We start from the raw sequence: 15,998 nt of genomic DNA, 5'->3' as shown, positions 1-15,998 counted from the left end.
CAGGCAACCACGCAGGAACAACGGACAAGCAAACTGACATGATGCTGGGGCACCACGGGGAACACGGATCGACTGGCCGCGCGACGCGCTTGCCGGCATGGCGCACCGCTGCAGGGCTGCTGTGCCTGGCGGGCGCGCTGCTGGTCGGCACGCAGCCGGCGCGCGCGGCGGACCTGCGCTGGCCCAACAAGCCGTTCCAGGCCTCGGCCAGCGACAAGCGGCTGGCCGACTTCCTGCGCGAGCTGACCGCGTCGCAGGGCACCACTGCGGTGATCGATCCCAAGGTGGAAGGGACCATCAGCGGCAAGTTCAATGAATCCGCGCAGCACGTGCTCAAGAGCGTGTGCTCGATGTTCGGGCTGACCTACTACTACGACGGTTCGCTGCTGTATATCGACGTCGCCAGCGAGGCGCGCAGCGAGGTGCTGCCGATCGCGCGCGGCTCCGGCGCGCGCCTGCGCGAGTCGCTCGAGCGCATGCAGGTGCCTGATTCGCGCTACCCCATCACCATCAACGATGCGGAAGGCACGCTGATGGTGTCGGGCCCCAAGCGTTACGTCGAGACCGTGCGCGCCGCGGTGCGCGCGGTGGACGATCGCGCCATCGCCGACGAGCGCGCCGAGATCCAGCTGTTCCCGCTCAAGTACTCGTGGGCCTCGGACTTCCGCATCAACCGCGCCGGCAAGGAGATGACCGTGCCCGGCGTGGTCACGGTGCTGCGCAACCTGTACGGACGCAACCGCACGCTGGCCACTGGTACCGGCCCAAGCCTGGGCACCAGCCGTGGCGCCACGCGCCAGGCCAAGCTGCGCATGGGCGAGGGCGGCGGCAGCGGCATGGGCATTCCCAGCGCGGATCCGTCGCAGATGCTCGATGCCATGGGCGGCGGCGGCCTGGGCCTTGGCATGCAGAACAACTGGGGCAGCGGCCAGCTGCCCCAGTTCCAGGCCGATACCCGCCTCAATGCGGTGATCGTGCGCGACACCCCGGACAAGATGGCGCAATACCGGCGCCTGATCGAATCGCTAGACGTCAAGCCGCGCCTGGTGGAGATCGAGGTCACCATCATGGACATCAGCCAGGCCGACCTGGACAGCCTGGGCGTCGACTGGCGCCTGCATACGCCCCATGTCGACCTGCAGCTGGGAGGCGGCAACGGCAACGCCGGGCTCAGCTTCGGCAATCTCGCCAATGAGGCGGGCACCACCGCCGCGACCATCGGCAGCGGCCTGCAGTTCACCGGCGCCATCGGCAGCGACGTGACCCGCTACCTGCTGACGCGCGTCAAGGCGCTGGCCGAGCGCGGGCAGGCCAATTTCGTCGCGCGGCCCAAGGTGCTGACGCTCGACAACACCGAGGCCGCGCTGGAGAACCTGCAGGAATTCTATGTGCGCGTCGACGGCTTCCAGGATGCGGGGCTGTTCAACGTCACCGCCGGCACGGCGGTGCGCGTGACCCCGCTGGTGGTGGACGAGCAGCAGAACCGCGCGGTGATGCTGACCATCGACATCGCCGACGGCAACCTGTCGGGCGAGACCGTCGACCGCATCCCGGTGGTGCGGCGCCGCTCGATCACCACGCAGGCGATGGTGGAAGAGGGCAAGAGCCTGCTGATCGCCGGCTACACCACCGAAGAGAAGATCAACGCCTCGTCCGGCGTGCCGCTGCTGCAGGACGTGCCGATCATCGGCAACCTGTTCAAGTACCAGGAGAAGCGCCAGAACAACATGGAACGCTTCTACCTGCTGACGCCGCGCCTGGTGATCCCGGGGATGAGCTGATGGCCGACCTGCGCGATTCTCACGCCTCGGGCTGGACCCTGCGCTTTCTCGGCGGCGACGTCTACGGCCGCCAGGTCACGCTGCGGCGCGGCGCCAATGTGCTCGGCACAGCTGCGGACGTGGACATCAGCGTGCCCGGCGCCGAGGTGCAGCCGCGGCACCTGGTGCTGAACGTGGGCGAGCTGGCGGTGTCGGCCGAACGCGTCGGCGAGGCCGCGGTCATTGTCAACGGCCGCGCCACCACGCAGCGCGCGTTCGCGCTGGCGGGCGGCGACATCCTCACCATCGGCGCGCTCGACGTCGAGTTGCTGCGCGCGCAGCCGGGCATGTCGGAGGCGACCGACACGCTCTTTGCCTGGGCCGAATCCGGCCGGCGCGCCGCGCGCGACGCCGACGCGCAGCAGCAGGGCGGGCGCCGGCCCGGGCGCGCGCTGCTGGCGGCGCTGGGCGTGGCCGGCGTGGCGGGGCTGGTCGGCGCCGGCTGGCTCGCCGCCACCTATGCCAACGGCGGGCTGGCGCCGCGCACGCAGCAGGCGGACCCCGCCGCGGTGCGCAAGACCGTGGCCGCGTACCCGGAACTGGAGGTGGTGTCGCTGCCCAACGGCACGGTCACGGTCAAGGGTTTCGTCAATTCGCGCGTGGACCGGCAGCGCATCGTGCAGGCGCTGGCGCCGTTCGGCCGCGGCGTGCAGCAGCAGGTGCGCTCGGCCGACGACCTGATCGAGCATATCCAGCGCTATCTGGACGAGCCCGGCGTGGGCATCGCCTACCAGGGCCAGGGCCGCGTGCTGCTGAGCGGCACCGCCGACCCGGTGCAGGGTCGCGACAAGGTGCGGCGCGTGATCGAGGACCTGCACCCGGGGGTGCTGGTGTCGGACAAGATCGATTATCGCGAGACCGCCGACAGCCGGCGCCGGCAGGTGCGCGACGGCCACATGGAGAACTGGCAGGGCGTGTTTCCCGCGCGCGTGGTCAGCATTACCGAGGACGGCAACGGCACGCGCTCGGTGCAGCTGGCCAACGGCGCGCGCTATTTCGAAGGGGCGGTGCTGAAGAACGGCGCCGAGATCGAACGGATCGACGCGGACGGCGTGGTGCTGAAGGACAGCCCGGTGCCGCCGCAGGCACGGCGATGATGGCGCACGCGCGCGCCGTGCCACAGGATTTGCGCCCGCGGGCGCAAATGCCGCTTGCCCCCGGAGGGCAGGTGTATGACGCCAACCTACCTGAAGGAGATTGTCATGGCTGAAGTCGACCTCAATGCCAAGATGCAGGAAATCCAGCAGAAAGCGCAGGAGTTCTCGGTGAACATCCTGGGCCTGCAGGACACGCTGACGCGCCAGAACGCGGTGGTCAGCAGCGAGATGGCCCACAACACGCAGAAGGCCAACCTGGTCCAGGGCGCGATGCAGGACGTCAAGCAGACCTCGCGCACCAACTGACGGCAGGTGCCTGCCATGCGCCCCGGCATGCCGGGGCGCCCAACGCTTTGCAAGGAGAGCCATGATGGACCCGACCGCCGCCATTGCCGCAGCCAATGCCTCGACTGCTGCCGGCGCAGCGCCCGACAGCGCCACCGTCGCCGCGCACCAGTCGCCGCCCGCGGCCCCGGCCGCGCAGGCCGACCCGGCCGATGCGCGGCAGTTCGCGCAGATGGTCCAGCAGGGCCGCGCCGCCGACGGCTCGCGCACCGCGCACGTGACCCAGGCGGCAGACCCGACTTCGACCACGCTCGGCAATGCCATCCGCGCCAGCTATGTCTCGGCCGGCGAGGAATCGGCGCGCCAGGCCGCACGCCTGCAGGAGCTGCGCGACGGCATGTTTGCGTCGATCTACGAGGGCAGCACCAGCGAGGTGGTGTACCAGGCCATGCTGCTGCAGACGCAGTCGCTGGAGCTGTTCTCGTCGATCCACGTGACCTCCAGCATCGGAAGCGCCGGCACCAACCTGTTCAACAGCCTGCTGAAGAACCAGCAATGATGTCCATGCCACCGCTGTGCCGGCGCCTTGCGCGCGCGGTCCGGCTGGCGCCGGCGCTGATGGCGCTCGCGCTGGCCGCGTGCAAGGTCGACCTGTACGCGTCGCTGAACGAACCCGAGGCCAACCAGGTGCTGGCCGCGCTGACCGCCGAGGGCATCGACGCGGAGAAGGCGCGCGCCGACACCAGCGGCGGCACCGGCGAGGGCCAGTGGCGCGTGCGCGTCGAGGAATCGCAGCTGCCCGCCGCGCTGGAGATCCTGCGCAGCGAGGGCCTGCCGGGCGAACGCTTTGCGTCGCTGGGGCAGGTGTTCCAGAAGCAGGGGCTGGTGGCGACGCCGACCGAAGAGCGCATGCGCTACATCTTCGCGCTGTCGCAGGAGCTGTCGGAAACGCTGCGCAATATCGACGGCGTGGTCACCGCGCGCGTGCATGTGGTGATTCCCGCCACCGATCCGCTCTCGGACAAGATCCGGCCGTCGTCGGCGGCGGTGTTCATCAAGCACCGTGCCGATACCGACCTGCGCCTGCTGGTGCCGACCGTCAAGGACATGGTGGCGCACAGCATCGAAGGCGTGACCCACGACAATGTGTCGCTGTCGCTGGTCGAGGCGCGCCCGTTCGCGCCGCAGGCGGGCACGGCGGGGCCGGCGGCCGGTTTTGCGGTCGGACGTTTCGCCGCGATCGCGGTCGGGGCGGCGGTGGCGATTGCACTGGCGGTGGCAGCGGTGGTGGCATGGCAGCGCGGCGTGCTGCGCTGGCCGCAGCGGCGCGGCGCGGCGCGGAGCGCGAATTGACGCCGCCATCGACCGTTGCCGCAGCCGAGGCCGCGTCTGGCGCCTACCTGCCCGGCGCGCTGGCCGCCGCGTTCGCACCTGCGCCGCCGGCACTGCCGGACCCGGCGCTGGCGCGCGTGGTGGCGGACTTCATGCAGCGGCCGCTGGCGCACCTGCATCCCAGCTGGCTGCCGGCCGACTGGCCGCTGGCCTGGCGCCGCGCGGACCGCTTCGGGCCCGCCGCCGCCGACGTGCTGGCGCTGCCGCTGGGCCTGGCCGGCGCGGAGAGCGACCGTGACGCCGCGATCCACCGCCTGCTCGAGGCGCCGGCCTCGCTGGCACGGCTGGTGCTGATGCCGCGCGGCGACCTGCGCCTGCTGGCGTGGTGGCTGGGCCTGGCGGTGCACCAGGCCGGCTTTGCCAGCGAGCGCCGCATGCTGCCGGCGCAGCTGGCCGACAGCATCGCGCCGCTGCCCGGGGCGCTGGCGGCGCCGCTGATCGGCAGCGCGCCGCGCGCGATGCGCCGTGCCGCGCGCCGGCTCGACCGCCACGCCGTAGCCTTTATCCTGAAGCGCGTGCCGGCGCTGCCGGCGCTGCCGATGAACCTGGCGCCGCTGCGGGAGCACCCGCCCGGCGCCGGCCGGCTGATGGCCGAGCGCGGGTATCGACTGCTGTGCGGGCTGCTGGCCGCCGAGGCGCCGCACCCTGAGCATGCGGCGCCGCTGCTGCAGGCGCTGCGGCGCAAGTTTCCCCGGCGCCTGGCGGCGTTGTCGCCGGCACCACTGACCCCGGCGCAGTCCGCGCAGCTGCGCGAACTGCTGCTGCTCAACCTGATCCCCGAACGGTTCCCGGCATGGCACTGGCTTTTCTGATCACCAGCGAAAACCTGCAGCTGCTGTCCGAGCGCAAGGTGCTGAAGGAGGCCGAGTATGCCGCCTTGCTCGACGCCGCCGCGGTGATCGAGTCCGCGCGCAGCGAGGCCGTGCGCATCCGCAGCGAAGCCCAGCGCGAGGCCGAGGAGCGGCGCCAGCACGGCTACCGCGAAGGCTGGGCGCGCGCGCACGCCGACCACGCCGCGGCGCAGGTCAGCACCGCCGCCGAGGCCGAGCGCCAGCTGGGCGCGATGCGCCGCACCATGGCCGAGATCGTGATGAAGGCGGTGCAGCAGATTGCCGGCGAGCTCGACCCCGACATCATCCTGGAGGTGGCGCTGCAGCGCGTCGAGGCGCTGGTGCGGGCCGAGCCCTTCATCACCATCCAGATCCCGCTGGGCCGCGAGCAGGCCGTGCGCAGCCTGCTCGACCGCCTGGCCGAGACCCAGGAGTGGCCGCGCCGCGCCAACGTGGTGGTCGAGCCGGGGCTGGAACCCGATGCCTGCCGCATCCAGACCCCCTCCGGCACCATGGAAGTGGGCCTGCAGGCGCAGCTCGAAGCCTTTGCGCGCCGGCTGCGGGCGGGCTGATTCCCGAGGCTGACGACATGTCCACCGAACTCCCTGCCACCGATATCGAAGCCGCGCTGCAGCATGCCGCCGCCGACCTGGAACGCGCGTTCGAGCATTTCACGCCGGTGGCGATGCGCGGACGCGTCAGCAAGGCGGTGGGCATGCTGATCAATGCCACCGGCATCCAGGCCCATGTGGGCGAGCTGTGCCAGCTGGTCACGCCGGGCGAGCCGCCGCTGCTGGCCGAGGTGGTCGGCTTCGTGCAGCAGACCGCGCTGCTTACGCCGCTGGGGCGCACCACCGGCGTCTCGGCGCTGACCGAGGTCATCCCCTCCGCCCATGGCCACCAGTGCCCGGCGGGCGCCGCGCTGCTGGGCCGCGTGCTCGACGCGCTGGGCGAGCCCATCGACGGCAAGGGCGCGCTCGACGGCGTGGCCCGCGTACCGGTGGACAACGAACCGCCCGACCCGCTGACGCGCCGGCTGATCCGCGAGCCGCTGGCCACCGGGGTGCGCGCCATCGACGGGCTGCTGACCCTGGGCGAGGGCCAGCGCGTGGGCATCTTCGCGCCGCCCGGCGTGGGCAAGAGCACCTTGCTGGGGATGCTGGCGCGGGGCGCGTCCAGCGATGTCAACGTGGTCGCGCTGGTGGGCGAGCGCGGCCGCGAGGTGCGCGAGTTCATCGAGTACAACCTGGGCTCCGACGGCATGGCGCGCACGGTGCTGGTGGTGTCGACCTCGGACCGCTCGCCGATGGAGCGCGTGCGCTGCGCCTATACCGCCACCGCGATTGCCGAGCATTTCCGCGACCAGGGCCGGCGCGTGCTGCTGCTGGTCGACTCGCTGACGCGGCTGGCGCGCGCGCAGCGCGAGATCGGCCTGGCCAGCGGCGAGCCGCCGACGCGGCGCAGCTATCCGCCTTCGGTGTTCTCGATGCTGCCGCAGCTGTTGGAGCGCGCCGGCACCGGCGTGCAGGGCTCGATCACCGCGGCGTATACCGTGCTGACCGAAGGCGAGGACGACAGCGACCCGATCGCCGAAGAGGTGCGCTCCATCCTCGACGGCCATATCGTGCTGTCGCGCAAGCTGGCCAGCGCCGGCCAGTATCCGCCGGTGGACGTGCTGCAGTCGGTCAGCCGGGTGATGCCGCAGGTGGTGGCCGGCGCGCACGCGCGCGACGCGGCGCGGCTGCGCCAGCTGCTGGCCCGGTACCAGGAGCTGGAGCTGCTGCTGCAGATTGGCGAATACCGGCCGGGCGCCGACCCGGTCGCCGACGCCGCCGTGGCGGCGATGCCGGATATCCGCGCCTACCTGGCGCAGCCAGCGGCGCGGCTCGATACCTTTGCCGGCGCCGTCGACAAGCTGGCGCAGGCGCTGCGCGTGCGCGAGCCCGCACCGCTTGCGGGAGCCGCGCGATGACCGCCGGCGGCGCCGACCCGCGCCTGGGCCAGCTGGAGGCGGTGCGCCAGCGCCGTCAGGAAGATGCGCTGCGCGCGCTGCAGCAGCAGCGCGCGCAGGTGATGGCCGGGCTGCGGCAGGCCGAGGCCGCGCAGCAGGCGGTGCAGGCCGCGCTGGCCGAGCGGGCGGCGTTCATCGAACGCCTGCGGCAGGGCGCGTCGCAGGGCGGGGTGTCGGTGTCGGGGCTGCTCGATGCGCAGGGCTGGCAGGGCGCCTTCGACGCTCGCATTGCCCGGGCCAATGCCAACCTTGCCACGGTGCTCGACGAAGTAGCGCGGCGGCGTGACGCCTTCGACGAGGCCCGCCGCGCGCTGCTGCGCGCGCAGGCGCGGCTGGACGGCGCACGCGAACTGGCGCTGCGCGAGCGCCGTGCGCTGCGCGCCGGCGCCGGGCGGCGCGAGGACGAGGCCATCGACGAAGCCGCGGCCCGCGCCTGGCACACGGCGCGGCATGCCTGAGATGCAGGGCGAACTGCTCGATCCCGCCTTGCTGTTCCAGTGGGGACGCGAGGTCATCATGCCGATCGTGATGGTGATGCCGCGCCTGCTGACGGCGTTTACGGTGCTGCCGTTCCTGTCGCAGCAGGCCATTCCCGGGGTGGCGCGCAACGGCATCGTGCTGGCGATCGCGCTGTTCGTATCGCCGGGCGCGCGTATCGACCTGGACGCCGTCGCCGGTGGCCTGTGGCTGGTGCTGATTTTCAAGGAGGCCTTTATCGGGCTGCTGCTGGGCATGGCATTCGGCCTGTTCTTCGTCGCGCTGCAGATGATCGGCGAGCTGATCGACTTCCAGACCGGCTCCGGCAATGCCACCTTCTTCGACCCGGTGACGCAGCAGGAGGACGGGCCCATGGAGAACCTGCTGTCGCACTTCGGCATCGCGCTGTTCGCGGCGCTGGGCGGCTTTATCGCCATGACCGGGGTGATCGTCGAGTCGTTCGCATTCTGGCCGGTGATGTCGTTCGGGCCGGAGATGTCGCTGGCGTCGATGGGCTTTGCCAACCTCTATGCCGGCACGCTGTTCTCGTGGGTGGTCAAGCTGGCCGCGCCGATCCTGCTGCTGCTGGTGATCGTCGAGCTGGGCTTTGCGCTGATCGCGCGCTTCGTGCCGCAGTTCGACGTGTTCCAGTTCGCGCAGCCGGTCAAGATCTCGGTCGCGTTCCTGATGCTGGTGCTGATGCTGGCGGTGATGGTGGATACGCTGCAGGGCTTCCTGCGCCCGGACAATATGCTGATCGAGATGCTGCGCCGGGGCGCGGCACGCTAGCATCGGCGCCGGCATATCGACACCCGATGAGCGACAGCGAAAAGAACCTCGAGGCGACCCGGCGCAAGCTGGACGAGGCGCGCAAGCGCGGCGAGGTGCCGCGCAGCAGCGACGTCACCTCGGCGGTGGTGTTTCTCGGCGTGCTGGCGGGGCTGTGGCTGCTGGGACGGTATTTCGTGCGGCTGTTCCAGTCCCTGTGGCACAGCGCCATGGGCAGCGTGCCGCAGCACCTGGCCGACCAGCAGATGCTGGTGCTGGGCGAGGCCGCGGCGCGCTTCCTGCTGATGGGCGTGCTGCCGATCGTCGGCCTGGCGCTGGTATGCGGCATCGTCGGCGCCTTCCTGCAGGTGGGGCCGCTGGTGGCGTTCGAGCAGATCAAGCCTGACCTCGCGCGGCTGAACCCGGCCGAGGGCCTGAAGCGCATGTTCGCCGTGCGCAACCTGGTGAACCTGGCCAAGATCCTGGTCAAGATCCTGCTGCTGGCCGGGCTGGTCTACGTGCTGGCGCTGGGCGCGATCGAGGACGGCGTGCGCACCGGCTACGCGCGCCCGGCGGAAATCCTGCTGCTGGTCGCGTACATCATCCTGCGCATGTGTTGCTGGGCGGCTGTGATCTACCTGGTGATGGCGGTGGTGGACTACGTGCACGAGCGCCACCAGTTCATGAAGCGCCAGCGCATGAGCGTCGACGAGTACCGCCGCGAATACAAGGAGACCCAAGGCGACCCGATCATGGCAGGACGCCGCCGCGCGGCGTTCTTCGAGGCCGCGTTCTTCGGCGTCAGCGAGCGGGTGCGGGTGTCGACCGCAGTGGTCTATTCCACCCAGTACGCGGTGGCGCTGCGCTACGACGGCCCCGGCACGCTGCCGCGGGTGGTGGCCAAGGGCAGCGGCCAGGTGGCGGCCCGCATCCGCCAGGCCGCGGCGGACTACCTGGTGCCGTCGGCCTTCGATTCGGACCTGGCGCAGCGGCTGTACCTGAACGTGCCGCTGGACCGGTTTATCGACCGGACCTTGTTCGAGCGGGTGGCCGAGTTGATGCGGTGGGCGAAGGGGGAGTGAGGTGGGGTGGGATGGGATGGGAAGGATGCCTGCCGCTCTGCGGGTTTGCTCCCCTCTCCCGCTTGCGGGAGAGGGAGTACACAAGCGGAAGCTCGAAGGTCTGAGGCAATTGCCAAGGGCACACCCAAAACGAAAGCCAACACCAGCAACCTAAGCCGCGATCACCCCCGCCGCATCCTTCTCCCTGTCCACCGACAGCGGTGCCCCCGGCGGCCGCAACAATGTCGCAGCGCTGGCCAGCTGCACGCGGTTGCGCACGCCGAAGTGGCTGCGCAGCCGGCGCATGTGGTAATCCACGTTGAAGATCGACATGTCCATGCGCCGCGCGATCTCCTTGTCCGACAGACCCTGCGCCAGGCAGGCGAGGATATCGCGCTGCACGTCGGACAGGCCTTCGCGATGGCGGCCGGCAAATGCGGGGATCTCGACGTGGCAGGTCAGGAACTCATGCAGCGCCAGTCCCATCGCCAGCGCCTGACCGACCACGGAATCGCCGATCCAGCGCCGGCTTTCGATGCCCGACATAAAGCTGATCAGCACGAACTCGTTGTTGCCCGGCATCGGCAGGTTGAGGAAGATGCCGCTGCGCACGCCGGCGTCGCGCAGGTCTTCCAGGAAGCGGCGGCGGCGCAGCGGCGGCACGTTGCCCAGCGGCGTTTGTGCCAGGTCATCGGCATCCCACACGGTGGGCAGGCAGAAGGTGCCCGGTTGCGGCGTGCGCGGATCGATCTCGTAGTAGCGCTCGCGGAAATAGCGCTCGCGCCAGCCTGGCGGCGAATAGCTTTCAAAGAAGGTGCGCGGCTGCAGCTGGCCGCCGACATGGGCGGCGGTGGCGTAGCCCAGCCAGTCGAAGCCGATGGCGCGGATGGCGGACTGCATCACGGCGCTGCGGCCTTCGTGGGTCGGCTCGGCCTGCAGCGCGGTGACCAGGCCGGGGGTGGCGCCGTGGCGCACGCGCTGCCTGACCGGCACCAGGTGGCGCTCGCCGAATACCCTGATGCCGTTGTTGGCCACCAGTGCCGGGGCGGTGCCAGGCGCGGTGACCGGGCGGGCCGTGGGGCGTGCGGTGGTTGCTGCGGTGCCATGCCCGGACGCCCCCGCGTCACGGTACGGCACGACTTCCACATCTTTGATCATGTAGGCCTCCGACAACGAGTCTTGGCGTGCGACCAGGGCCTTGTGAGCCGGTCCACGCGCGCAAATGGGGCTGGCCTGCGCGGCGGCACTGCGGGGCGCGGCGCGTCGTGCCGGTCGTGGCGGTCCGCCGGATGCTGCACGGAGCCTGGCCATCGCCAGCGCGTATCGCGGCTGCGCTGCATTGCCGTCGAGCTGGCAAGCCCGACATACTGCTGACCCGATTCCCGTCGGAAAAAAAACTGGGCAGGCCCGGCGTGGGGCTGCCGTGATTGTTATTGTGGTCTGCACGTGCCGCGGCGCCGGGCCGCGGCGGTGTCATGTTGTGCCCTACGCCTCCAGTGCCTTGCCGCGCGTTTCCGGCAGCGTCAGCGCGGCCAGGATCAGCACGCCATACGCGGCCGCGGCAAAGATGCCGATGGCATGGCCCAGCGACATCTGCTGGCTGACATGGCCGATCAGGAACGGGAAGAACGCGCCGATGGCACGGCCCACGTTGTAGCAGAAGCCCTGGCCCGAGCCGCGCACGCTGGTGGGGAACAGCTCGGTCAGGAACGCGCCCATGCCGGCGAAGATGCCCGAGGCAAAGAAGCCCAGCGGAAAGCCCAGCAGCAGCATCACGGTGTCGTTGACGGGGATGTGCGTGTAGGCCAGCGCGATCGTCATCGAGCCCAGCGCGAACAGGATGAAGTTGCGCTTGCGCCCGATCCGGTCGGTCAGGTAGGCGCTGGTGACATAGCCGATATAGGAACCGACGATCACCATCGCCAGGTAGCCGCCGGTGCCCAGCACGGTCAGGCCGCGCTCGGTCTTGAGGAAGGTCGGCAGCCAGGTGGTGATGGCGTAGTAGCCGCCCTGCGCGCCGGTGGTCAGCAGCGCCGCGCGCAGCGTAGTGCTGATCAGGCGCGGCGAGAAGATCGCGGCGAACGAGGTCTTTTCGCTGGCCTGCGCCTCGCGTGCCTTGTGCTCGGTATAGACCTCGGGCTCCTTGACCAGGCGGCGCAGCACGATCACGAACACCGCCGGCAGCAGCCCGATCAGGAACAGCACGCGCCACGCGGTCTCGGCGGGCAGCAGCGAGAACACCAGCGCATAGAGCAGCGCCGCCAGGCCCCAGCCCACGGCCCAGCCGGCCTGCACCATGCCCACCGCCTTGCCGCGGTCCTGCGCGCGGATGGCTTCGCCGATCAGCACCGCACCGGCGGTCCATTCGCCGCCGAAGCCGAAGCCCATCAGCGCGCGCGCCACCAGCAGCTGTTCATAGTTCTGCGCCAGCCCGCACAGGAAGGTAAAGAAGGCAAACCACAGGATGGTCAGCTGCAGCGTGCGCACCCGGCCGATGCGGTCGGACAGGATGCCGGCGACCCAGCCGCCCGCGGCGGAAGTCAGCAGCGTGGCGGTGCCGATAAAACCCGCGTCGGCGCGGCTGATGCCCCAGGTGGCGATCAGCGTGGGGATGACGAAGCTCAGGAACTGCGTGTCCATCGCGTCGAGCGCGTAGCCGACCTTGCAGCTCCAGAAGGTGCGGCGCTCATTGGCGGTGATGTCGCGATACCAGGAGAAAAAGCCGTGCGACGGTGCTGTCTCGGCGTTGGCGGGCGATGATGGCTGGGGGCTCTGGATACTGCCGATCTGCGTTTCCATGCATTCCTCTCGTGGTATGTCTGGCTCGGCCCTGGCGGGGCGCGCTGGGCGCGGCGCCAGCCTTGATGTCCCGGCGTGCGCTGCCGGCTTGCCGCCGGCGCGCATCGATGGCGCGGCAGTGCGCGGTTGCAGCGTCTCCTGCGGTGCGCCCGCTGACTGCATTCTTGAAAGGCACGGCGCCCCGCGTCCAACTAGTTTTTCGGGCGGCGGCCGATAAGAAAAATTGATTCCTGTGCTGAACGCCCGTGAACGCGCGGCTAGCGCCGTTCCGTCCCGTGGTGCCATCGCCACGGCCCGCGGGTTTTCCCCGATGCCGGGGCGGCGTGCGCGGGGCGCAGCCGCGAGGGCATAAGCATACGGCGCGCCAGCGCGCACGGGTTGGCCGCGGCCCTACGGAAACACGTAGGACCGGGCGGTGCGCGGGGCGGCCGCTACGAGCCTTCGGTAATGGCACACGCCGCCGCGCTCGGCTAGGCTTGCACCCATTGCCCTCACCGTGCGCGTGCCGCCTTGCCGATGCCTAGCCTTGTCCGCCTGACCCTGCCCACGCTCCGGCTTGCCGTGCCTGCGCTGCTGCTGGCGTGGCAGGCGCCGGCGCACGCGCAGCTGATCCCCGTGGAGCGCTCGGTCGAGGTGCTGGCCGATCCGGCGCGGGTCTGGGACCTGGCCGGCGGTTACTGCGCGGTGCCGGACTGGGACACCGTCTACAAGGACTGCCGCGTGGTGCTGGGCAGCGGCAGCCCGGGCACGGTACGGCGCATGGCCCACAAGGCCGGCGGGCTGCCGGCGGTCGACGTGCTGACCGACAAGGGGCCATTCTCCTACAGCTACCGCAAGCTCTCCAGCCATACGCGCGGGCGGCTTCAGGCCACGCCGGGGCAGGAGGTGGGCACCACGCACGTGACCTGGCAGATGTGGCTGGACCCGTCGGCCGTACCCGACGGCGCGCGCGCCGAGTACCCGGCGGCGCTGGGCGACGACATGCTGGCCGCGCTGCAGCGCCTGAAGGCGCAGGCCGAAGCGGCGCAGCATGAGGCCGAAGAGGAGGCTGCGCGCGGCCCGGCGCTGATCCCGCCGCGCGAAGCACCGACGCCGTCGCAGCCGTCGCCGCTGGGCGCGTGAGCGCCGCGCGCCGTGCGCCGGCAATGCTGCGCGGCACGATACCGAGGGCCGGTGTCAAACGCTTGTTTGCCTCCGTGCCATCGCGTAGATTCTGTGGCTTGGATTCTGTCCTGATGCGCCGCCGCAGCGATCGTCCCGCCTCCCATCGCCCATGAACCTGCGCTTTCTCGAAACCTTTGTCTGGGTGGCCCGCCTGCGCAGCTTCCGGCTGACCGCGGAGAAGCTGTTCAGCACGCAGGCCTCGATCTCCAGCCGCATCGCGGTGCTGGAGGAAGACCTGGGGGTCAAGCTGTTCCTGCGCGATTCGCGCGGCGTCACGCTGACGCCGGAGGGCCAGCGCGTGCTGGAGTATGCCGAGAAGATGGTCAACACCATGCACCATATGCGGCAGTCGCTGGACCGTTCGCGCGCCATCGCGGGGCGCGTGCGCATCGGCGCGATGGACTCGGTGATCCATACCTGGCTGTCGACGGTGGTCAAGCGCGCGATGCAGGCCTATCCGGCGCTGGAGATCGAGCTGACCGCCGATGCCGCGCTGAACCTGTGCGACCAGCTGCAGAAGGGCTATCTCGACGTGATCTTCCAGACCGACCTGCTGCGGCTGGAAACGGTGCGCAATGTCGAGCTGGCGCGCTACCCGATCCGCTGGATCGTCGCCACCGGCTCAGCCTGTGACCGGCCCTATGCCTCGCTCGAAGAGCTGGCCGCCGAGCGCGTCATCACCTTCGTCAAGAACTCGCGCCCGCACCAGGACATCCTGAGCCTGTTCCACCTGAACGGGGTGGCCTCGCCGCGCATCAACTGCGTGAACTCGGTGGCGGCGATGACACGGCTGATCGGCGACGGCTTCGGCATCGGCGCGGTGCCGCCCGCGCTGGTGCGCAAGGAGCTGGCCGACGGCACGCTGTCGGTGGTCGACGTGGAGAACCATCCGCCCGCGCTCGATATCGTCGCCTCGTGGCGCATCGGCGCGGGGCTGGAGGTCAACGAGTCGATCGTCGGGCTGGCCACCAGTGTGGTGGCGGAGTTCTGCGCCGAGGCCGGCGAGGACATGGCGGTGCCGGCGCAGGCGCCCGCGGCGGCATCGGCGGCGCCCCACGCGGGCTCGTAGTCATCGGATTCCTTTATCGCGCTCGATCCGAAAGATTTGTTGGACGCCGGCGCCGGCGGGCGCCCAGAATCGGCAGGTCAACCCGACTTTGCGCGCCGCCCGGCGCCCGCCTGCCGACCATGAACCAGCCGCTCCAGCACGCCGCCTCGCTCCTGCCCGAAGATCCCGCCGCATTGCGCCAGCTGATCCGCGCGGGCCGCTACCGCGGCCATACCAGCGGCCTGGCGCGCGGCCACGTGCAGGCCAATATCGTGATCCTGACGCGTGACTGGGCCTATGACTTCCTGCAGTTCTGCGCGCTCAACCGCAAGGCCTGCCCGCTGATCGACGTGACCGACCCGGGCGACCCGGTGTTCCGCAACCTCGGGCGCGACGTCGACATCCGCACCGACGTGCCGATGTACCGGGTCTACCGCGACGGCAACGCCTACCACGAGACCACCGGCATCACCGAGCTGTGGCGCGACGACTTCGTCGCCTTTGCCATCGGCTGCTCGTTCTCGTTCGAGCAGGCGCTGCTCGCGGCCAATGTGCCGCTCAAGCACATCAACCTGGGCCGCAACGTGGCCATGTACCGCACCGCGATCGAGACCCGTCCGGCCGGCCGGCTGTCGGGCAAGCTGGTGGTGTCGATGCGCCCGCTCAAGGCCGCCGACGCGATCCTGGCCACCGAGATCACCGCGCGCTATCCCGACGTGCACGGCGCGCCGGTGCATATCGGCGATCCGCGGCTGATCGGCATCGAGGATATCGAATCGCCCGACTACGGCGACGCGGTGCCGCTCGACGCCGATGAAATCCCGGTGTTCTGGGCCTGCGGGGTCACGCCCCAGGCGGTGATCCGCGAGGCGCGGCCCGAGATCTGCATCACCCACGCGCCGGGCTGCATGCTGGTGACCGACCTCGACAACAACCGGCTGTAACCACCAATGCCGTTCAGTTTGCGACTGTCGTTCCCGCGAAGGCGGGAACCCAGTGACTTTATCCCCGAAGGGAACGTTAAAGACGCTGGATTCCCGCCTTCGCGGGAATGACGGTAGTGATTGATCCCTTAACTCAAGGGCATTTGGCTGTAGCCATTGGTTCCCGCGGGCCTACGAATTCCCATAGTTGGCCTGCGCCGCCGACGCGCGCAGAATCGGCGCGCATGATGCCCGCGGCTTGCCCGCTGCTGGCGCGTGGCCCCGGCCGCGTGCCCGGGCATCGGCAACCGTCTGACCTGCCG

General features: G+C 70.3%; 16 protein-coding genes. 14 read left to right on the top strand and 2 right to left on the bottom strand.

What is annotated here, in order from left to right; all coding sequences use genetic code 11:
• The first annotated feature begins 38 nt into the window (after positions 1-38).
• From sctC to RALTA_RS21645, 11 genes are all read left to right on the top strand, one after another.
• Complete coding sequence (sctC, locus tag RALTA_RS21695; protein WP_012356079.1) at positions 39-1,781, top strand: type III secretion system outer membrane ring subunit SctC; 1,743 nt, start codon at positions 39-41, stop codon at positions 1,779-1,781.
• Positions 1,781-2,917: an FHA domain-containing protein gene (locus RALTA_RS21690; RefSeq protein ID WP_012356078.1), complete on the top strand. Its 1,137-nt coding sequence runs from the start codon at positions 1,781-1,783 to the stop codon at positions 2,915-2,917. Before sctC ends, RALTA_RS21690 begins: the two co-directional genes overlap by 1 nt.
• A gap of 105 nt (positions 2,918-3,022) precedes the next feature.
• Positions 3,023-3,223, top strand: coding sequence for a hypothetical protein (locus RALTA_RS21685; RefSeq protein WP_018007336.1), 201 nt, complete (start codon positions 3,023-3,025; stop codon positions 3,221-3,223).
• Positions 3,224-3,284: 61 nt separating this feature from the next.
• Positions 3,285-3,761: a hypothetical protein gene (locus tag RALTA_RS21680; protein WP_012356076.1), complete on the top strand. Its 477-nt coding sequence runs from the start codon at positions 3,285-3,287 to the stop codon at positions 3,759-3,761.
• On the top strand, positions 3,758-4,555 hold the full coding sequence (gene sctJ / locus RALTA_RS21675) for a type III secretion system inner membrane ring lipoprotein SctJ (protein ID WP_050976513.1): 798 nt from the start codon (positions 3,758-3,760) through the stop codon (positions 4,553-4,555). Before RALTA_RS21680 ends, sctJ begins: the two co-directional genes overlap by 4 nt.
• Complete coding sequence (locus RALTA_RS21670) at positions 4,552-5,406, top strand: hypothetical protein (protein WP_012356074.1); 855 nt, start codon at positions 4,552-4,554, stop codon at positions 5,404-5,406. Before sctJ ends, RALTA_RS21670 begins: the two co-directional genes overlap by 4 nt.
• Positions 5,388-5,996 carry a type III secretion system stator protein SctL gene (gene sctL, locus RALTA_RS21665; protein WP_012356073.1) on the top strand — a complete coding sequence of 203 codons (609 nt, stop codon included), beginning with the start codon at positions 5,388-5,390 and terminating at the stop codon, positions 5,994-5,996. The genes RALTA_RS21670 and sctL overlap by 19 nt, the downstream gene beginning before the upstream one ends.
• Before the next feature lie 17 nt (positions 5,997-6,013).
• Entirely contained in the window at positions 6,014-7,396 is a 1,383-nt protein-coding gene (locus RALTA_RS21660) for a FliI/YscN family ATPase (protein WP_012356072.1), read from the top strand.
• Positions 7,393-7,893, top strand: coding sequence for a hrpd protein (locus RALTA_RS21655; RefSeq protein ID WP_012356071.1), 501 nt, complete (start codon positions 7,393-7,395; stop codon positions 7,891-7,893). The genes RALTA_RS21660 and RALTA_RS21655 overlap by 4 nt, the downstream gene beginning before the upstream one ends.
• On the top strand, positions 7,886-8,701 hold the full coding sequence (gene sctT, locus RALTA_RS21650) for a type III secretion system export apparatus subunit SctT (protein WP_012356070.1): 816 nt from the start codon (positions 7,886-7,888) through the stop codon (positions 8,699-8,701). The genes RALTA_RS21655 and sctT overlap by 8 nt, the downstream gene beginning before the upstream one ends.
• Before the next feature lie 26 nt (positions 8,702-8,727).
• On the top strand, positions 8,728-9,762 hold the full coding sequence (locus tag RALTA_RS21645; protein ID WP_012356069.1) for an EscU/YscU/HrcU family type III secretion system export apparatus switch protein: 1,035 nt from the start codon (positions 8,728-8,730) through the stop codon (positions 9,760-9,762).
• Between the two features lie 150 nt (positions 9,763-9,912).
• On the opposite strand, the gene RALTA_RS21640 is transcribed toward RALTA_RS21645, so the two are convergent.
• A complete protein-coding gene (locus RALTA_RS21640) occupies positions 9,913-10,899 on the bottom strand; it encodes a helix-turn-helix transcriptional regulator (protein ID WP_041232553.1) in 987 nt (328 codons plus the stop codon).
• Positions 10,900-11,226: 327 nt separating this feature from the next.
• The gene (locus tag RALTA_RS21635) at positions 11,227-12,540 is read right to left on the bottom strand and encodes an MFS transporter (protein ID WP_012356067.1); all 1,314 of its coding nucleotides are present in this window, start codon (positions 12,538-12,540) and stop codon (positions 11,227-11,229) included.
• A gap of 516 nt (positions 12,541-13,056) precedes the next feature.
• On the opposite strand from RALTA_RS21635, the gene RALTA_RS21630 reads away from it, so the two are divergent.
• The 3 genes from RALTA_RS21630 to RALTA_RS21620 all read left to right on the top strand — a co-directional run bounded on the left by RALTA_RS21630 (position 13,057) and on the right by RALTA_RS21620 (position 15,696).
• Positions 13,057-13,662, top strand: coding sequence for an SRPBCC family protein (locus RALTA_RS21630; protein WP_012356066.1), 606 nt, complete (start codon positions 13,057-13,059; stop codon positions 13,660-13,662).
• Between the two features lie 151 nt (positions 13,663-13,813).
• Positions 13,814-14,773 (top strand): LysR family transcriptional regulator, encoded by a 960-nt coding sequence (locus RALTA_RS21625; protein WP_012356065.1) that lies wholly within the window; start codon positions 13,814-13,816, stop codon positions 14,771-14,773.
• A gap of 119 nt (positions 14,774-14,892) precedes the next feature.
• Complete coding sequence (locus tag RALTA_RS21620; protein WP_012356064.1) at positions 14,893-15,696, top strand: putative hydro-lyase; 804 nt, start codon at positions 14,893-14,895, stop codon at positions 15,694-15,696.
• The last annotated feature ends 302 nt before the right edge of the window (positions 15,697-15,998 follow it).

Origin of the sequence: Cupriavidus taiwanensis LMG 19424 (genome assembly GCF_000069785.1) — a bacterium.
Classification (GTDB): domain Bacteria; phylum Pseudomonadota; class Gammaproteobacteria; order Burkholderiales; family Burkholderiaceae; genus Cupriavidus; species Cupriavidus taiwanensis.
The sequence above is the reverse complement of the archived record's forward strand: the minus strand, read 5'-3'. Positions and strand labels throughout refer to the sequence as shown.

Bases quoted from the DNA above. Each gene is read 5' to 3' on its own strand.
- sctC (WP_012356079.1), top strand. From the start codon at position 39: ATGATGCTGGGGCACCACGGGGAACACGGATCGACTGGCCGCGCGACG.
- RALTA_RS21690 (WP_012356078.1), top strand. From the start codon at position 1,781: ATGGCCGACCTGCGCGATTCTCACGCCTCGGGCTGGACCCTGCGCTTT.
- RALTA_RS21685 (WP_018007336.1), top strand. From the start codon at position 3,023: ATGGCTGAAGTCGACCTCAATGCCAAGATGCAGGAAATCCAGCAGAAA.
- RALTA_RS21680 (WP_012356076.1), top strand. From the start codon at position 3,285: ATGATGGACCCGACCGCCGCCATTGCCGCAGCCAATGCCTCGACTGCT.
- sctJ (WP_050976513.1), top strand. From the start codon at position 3,758: ATGATGTCCATGCCACCGCTGTGCCGGCGCCTTGCGCGCGCGGTCCGG.
- sctL (WP_012356073.1), top strand. From the start codon at position 5,388: ATGGCACTGGCTTTTCTGATCACCAGCGAAAACCTGCAGCTGCTGTCC.
- RALTA_RS21660 (WP_012356072.1), top strand. From the start codon at position 6,014: ATGTCCACCGAACTCCCTGCCACCGATATCGAAGCCGCGCTGCAGCAT.
- RALTA_RS21655 (WP_012356071.1), top strand. From the start codon at position 7,393: ATGACCGCCGGCGGCGCCGACCCGCGCCTGGGCCAGCTGGAGGCGGTG.
- sctT (WP_012356070.1), top strand. From the start codon at position 7,886: ATGCCTGAGATGCAGGGCGAACTGCTCGATCCCGCCTTGCTGTTCCAG.
- RALTA_RS21645 (WP_012356069.1), top strand. From the start codon at position 8,728: ATGAGCGACAGCGAAAAGAACCTCGAGGCGACCCGGCGCAAGCTGGAC.
- RALTA_RS21640 (WP_041232553.1), bottom strand. From the start codon at position 10,899: ATGATCAAAGATGTGGAAGTCGTGCCGTACCGTGACGCGGGGGCGTCC.
- RALTA_RS21635 (WP_012356067.1), bottom strand. From the start codon at position 12,540: ATGGAAACGCAGATCGGCAGTATCCAGAGCCCCCAGCCATCATCGCCC.
- RALTA_RS21630 (WP_012356066.1), top strand. From the start codon at position 13,057: ATGCCTAGCCTTGTCCGCCTGACCCTGCCCACGCTCCGGCTTGCCGTG.
- RALTA_RS21625 (WP_012356065.1), top strand. From the start codon at position 13,814: ATGAACCTGCGCTTTCTCGAAACCTTTGTCTGGGTGGCCCGCCTGCGC.
- RALTA_RS21620 (WP_012356064.1), top strand. From the start codon at position 14,893: ATGAACCAGCCGCTCCAGCACGCCGCCTCGCTCCTGCCCGAAGATCCC.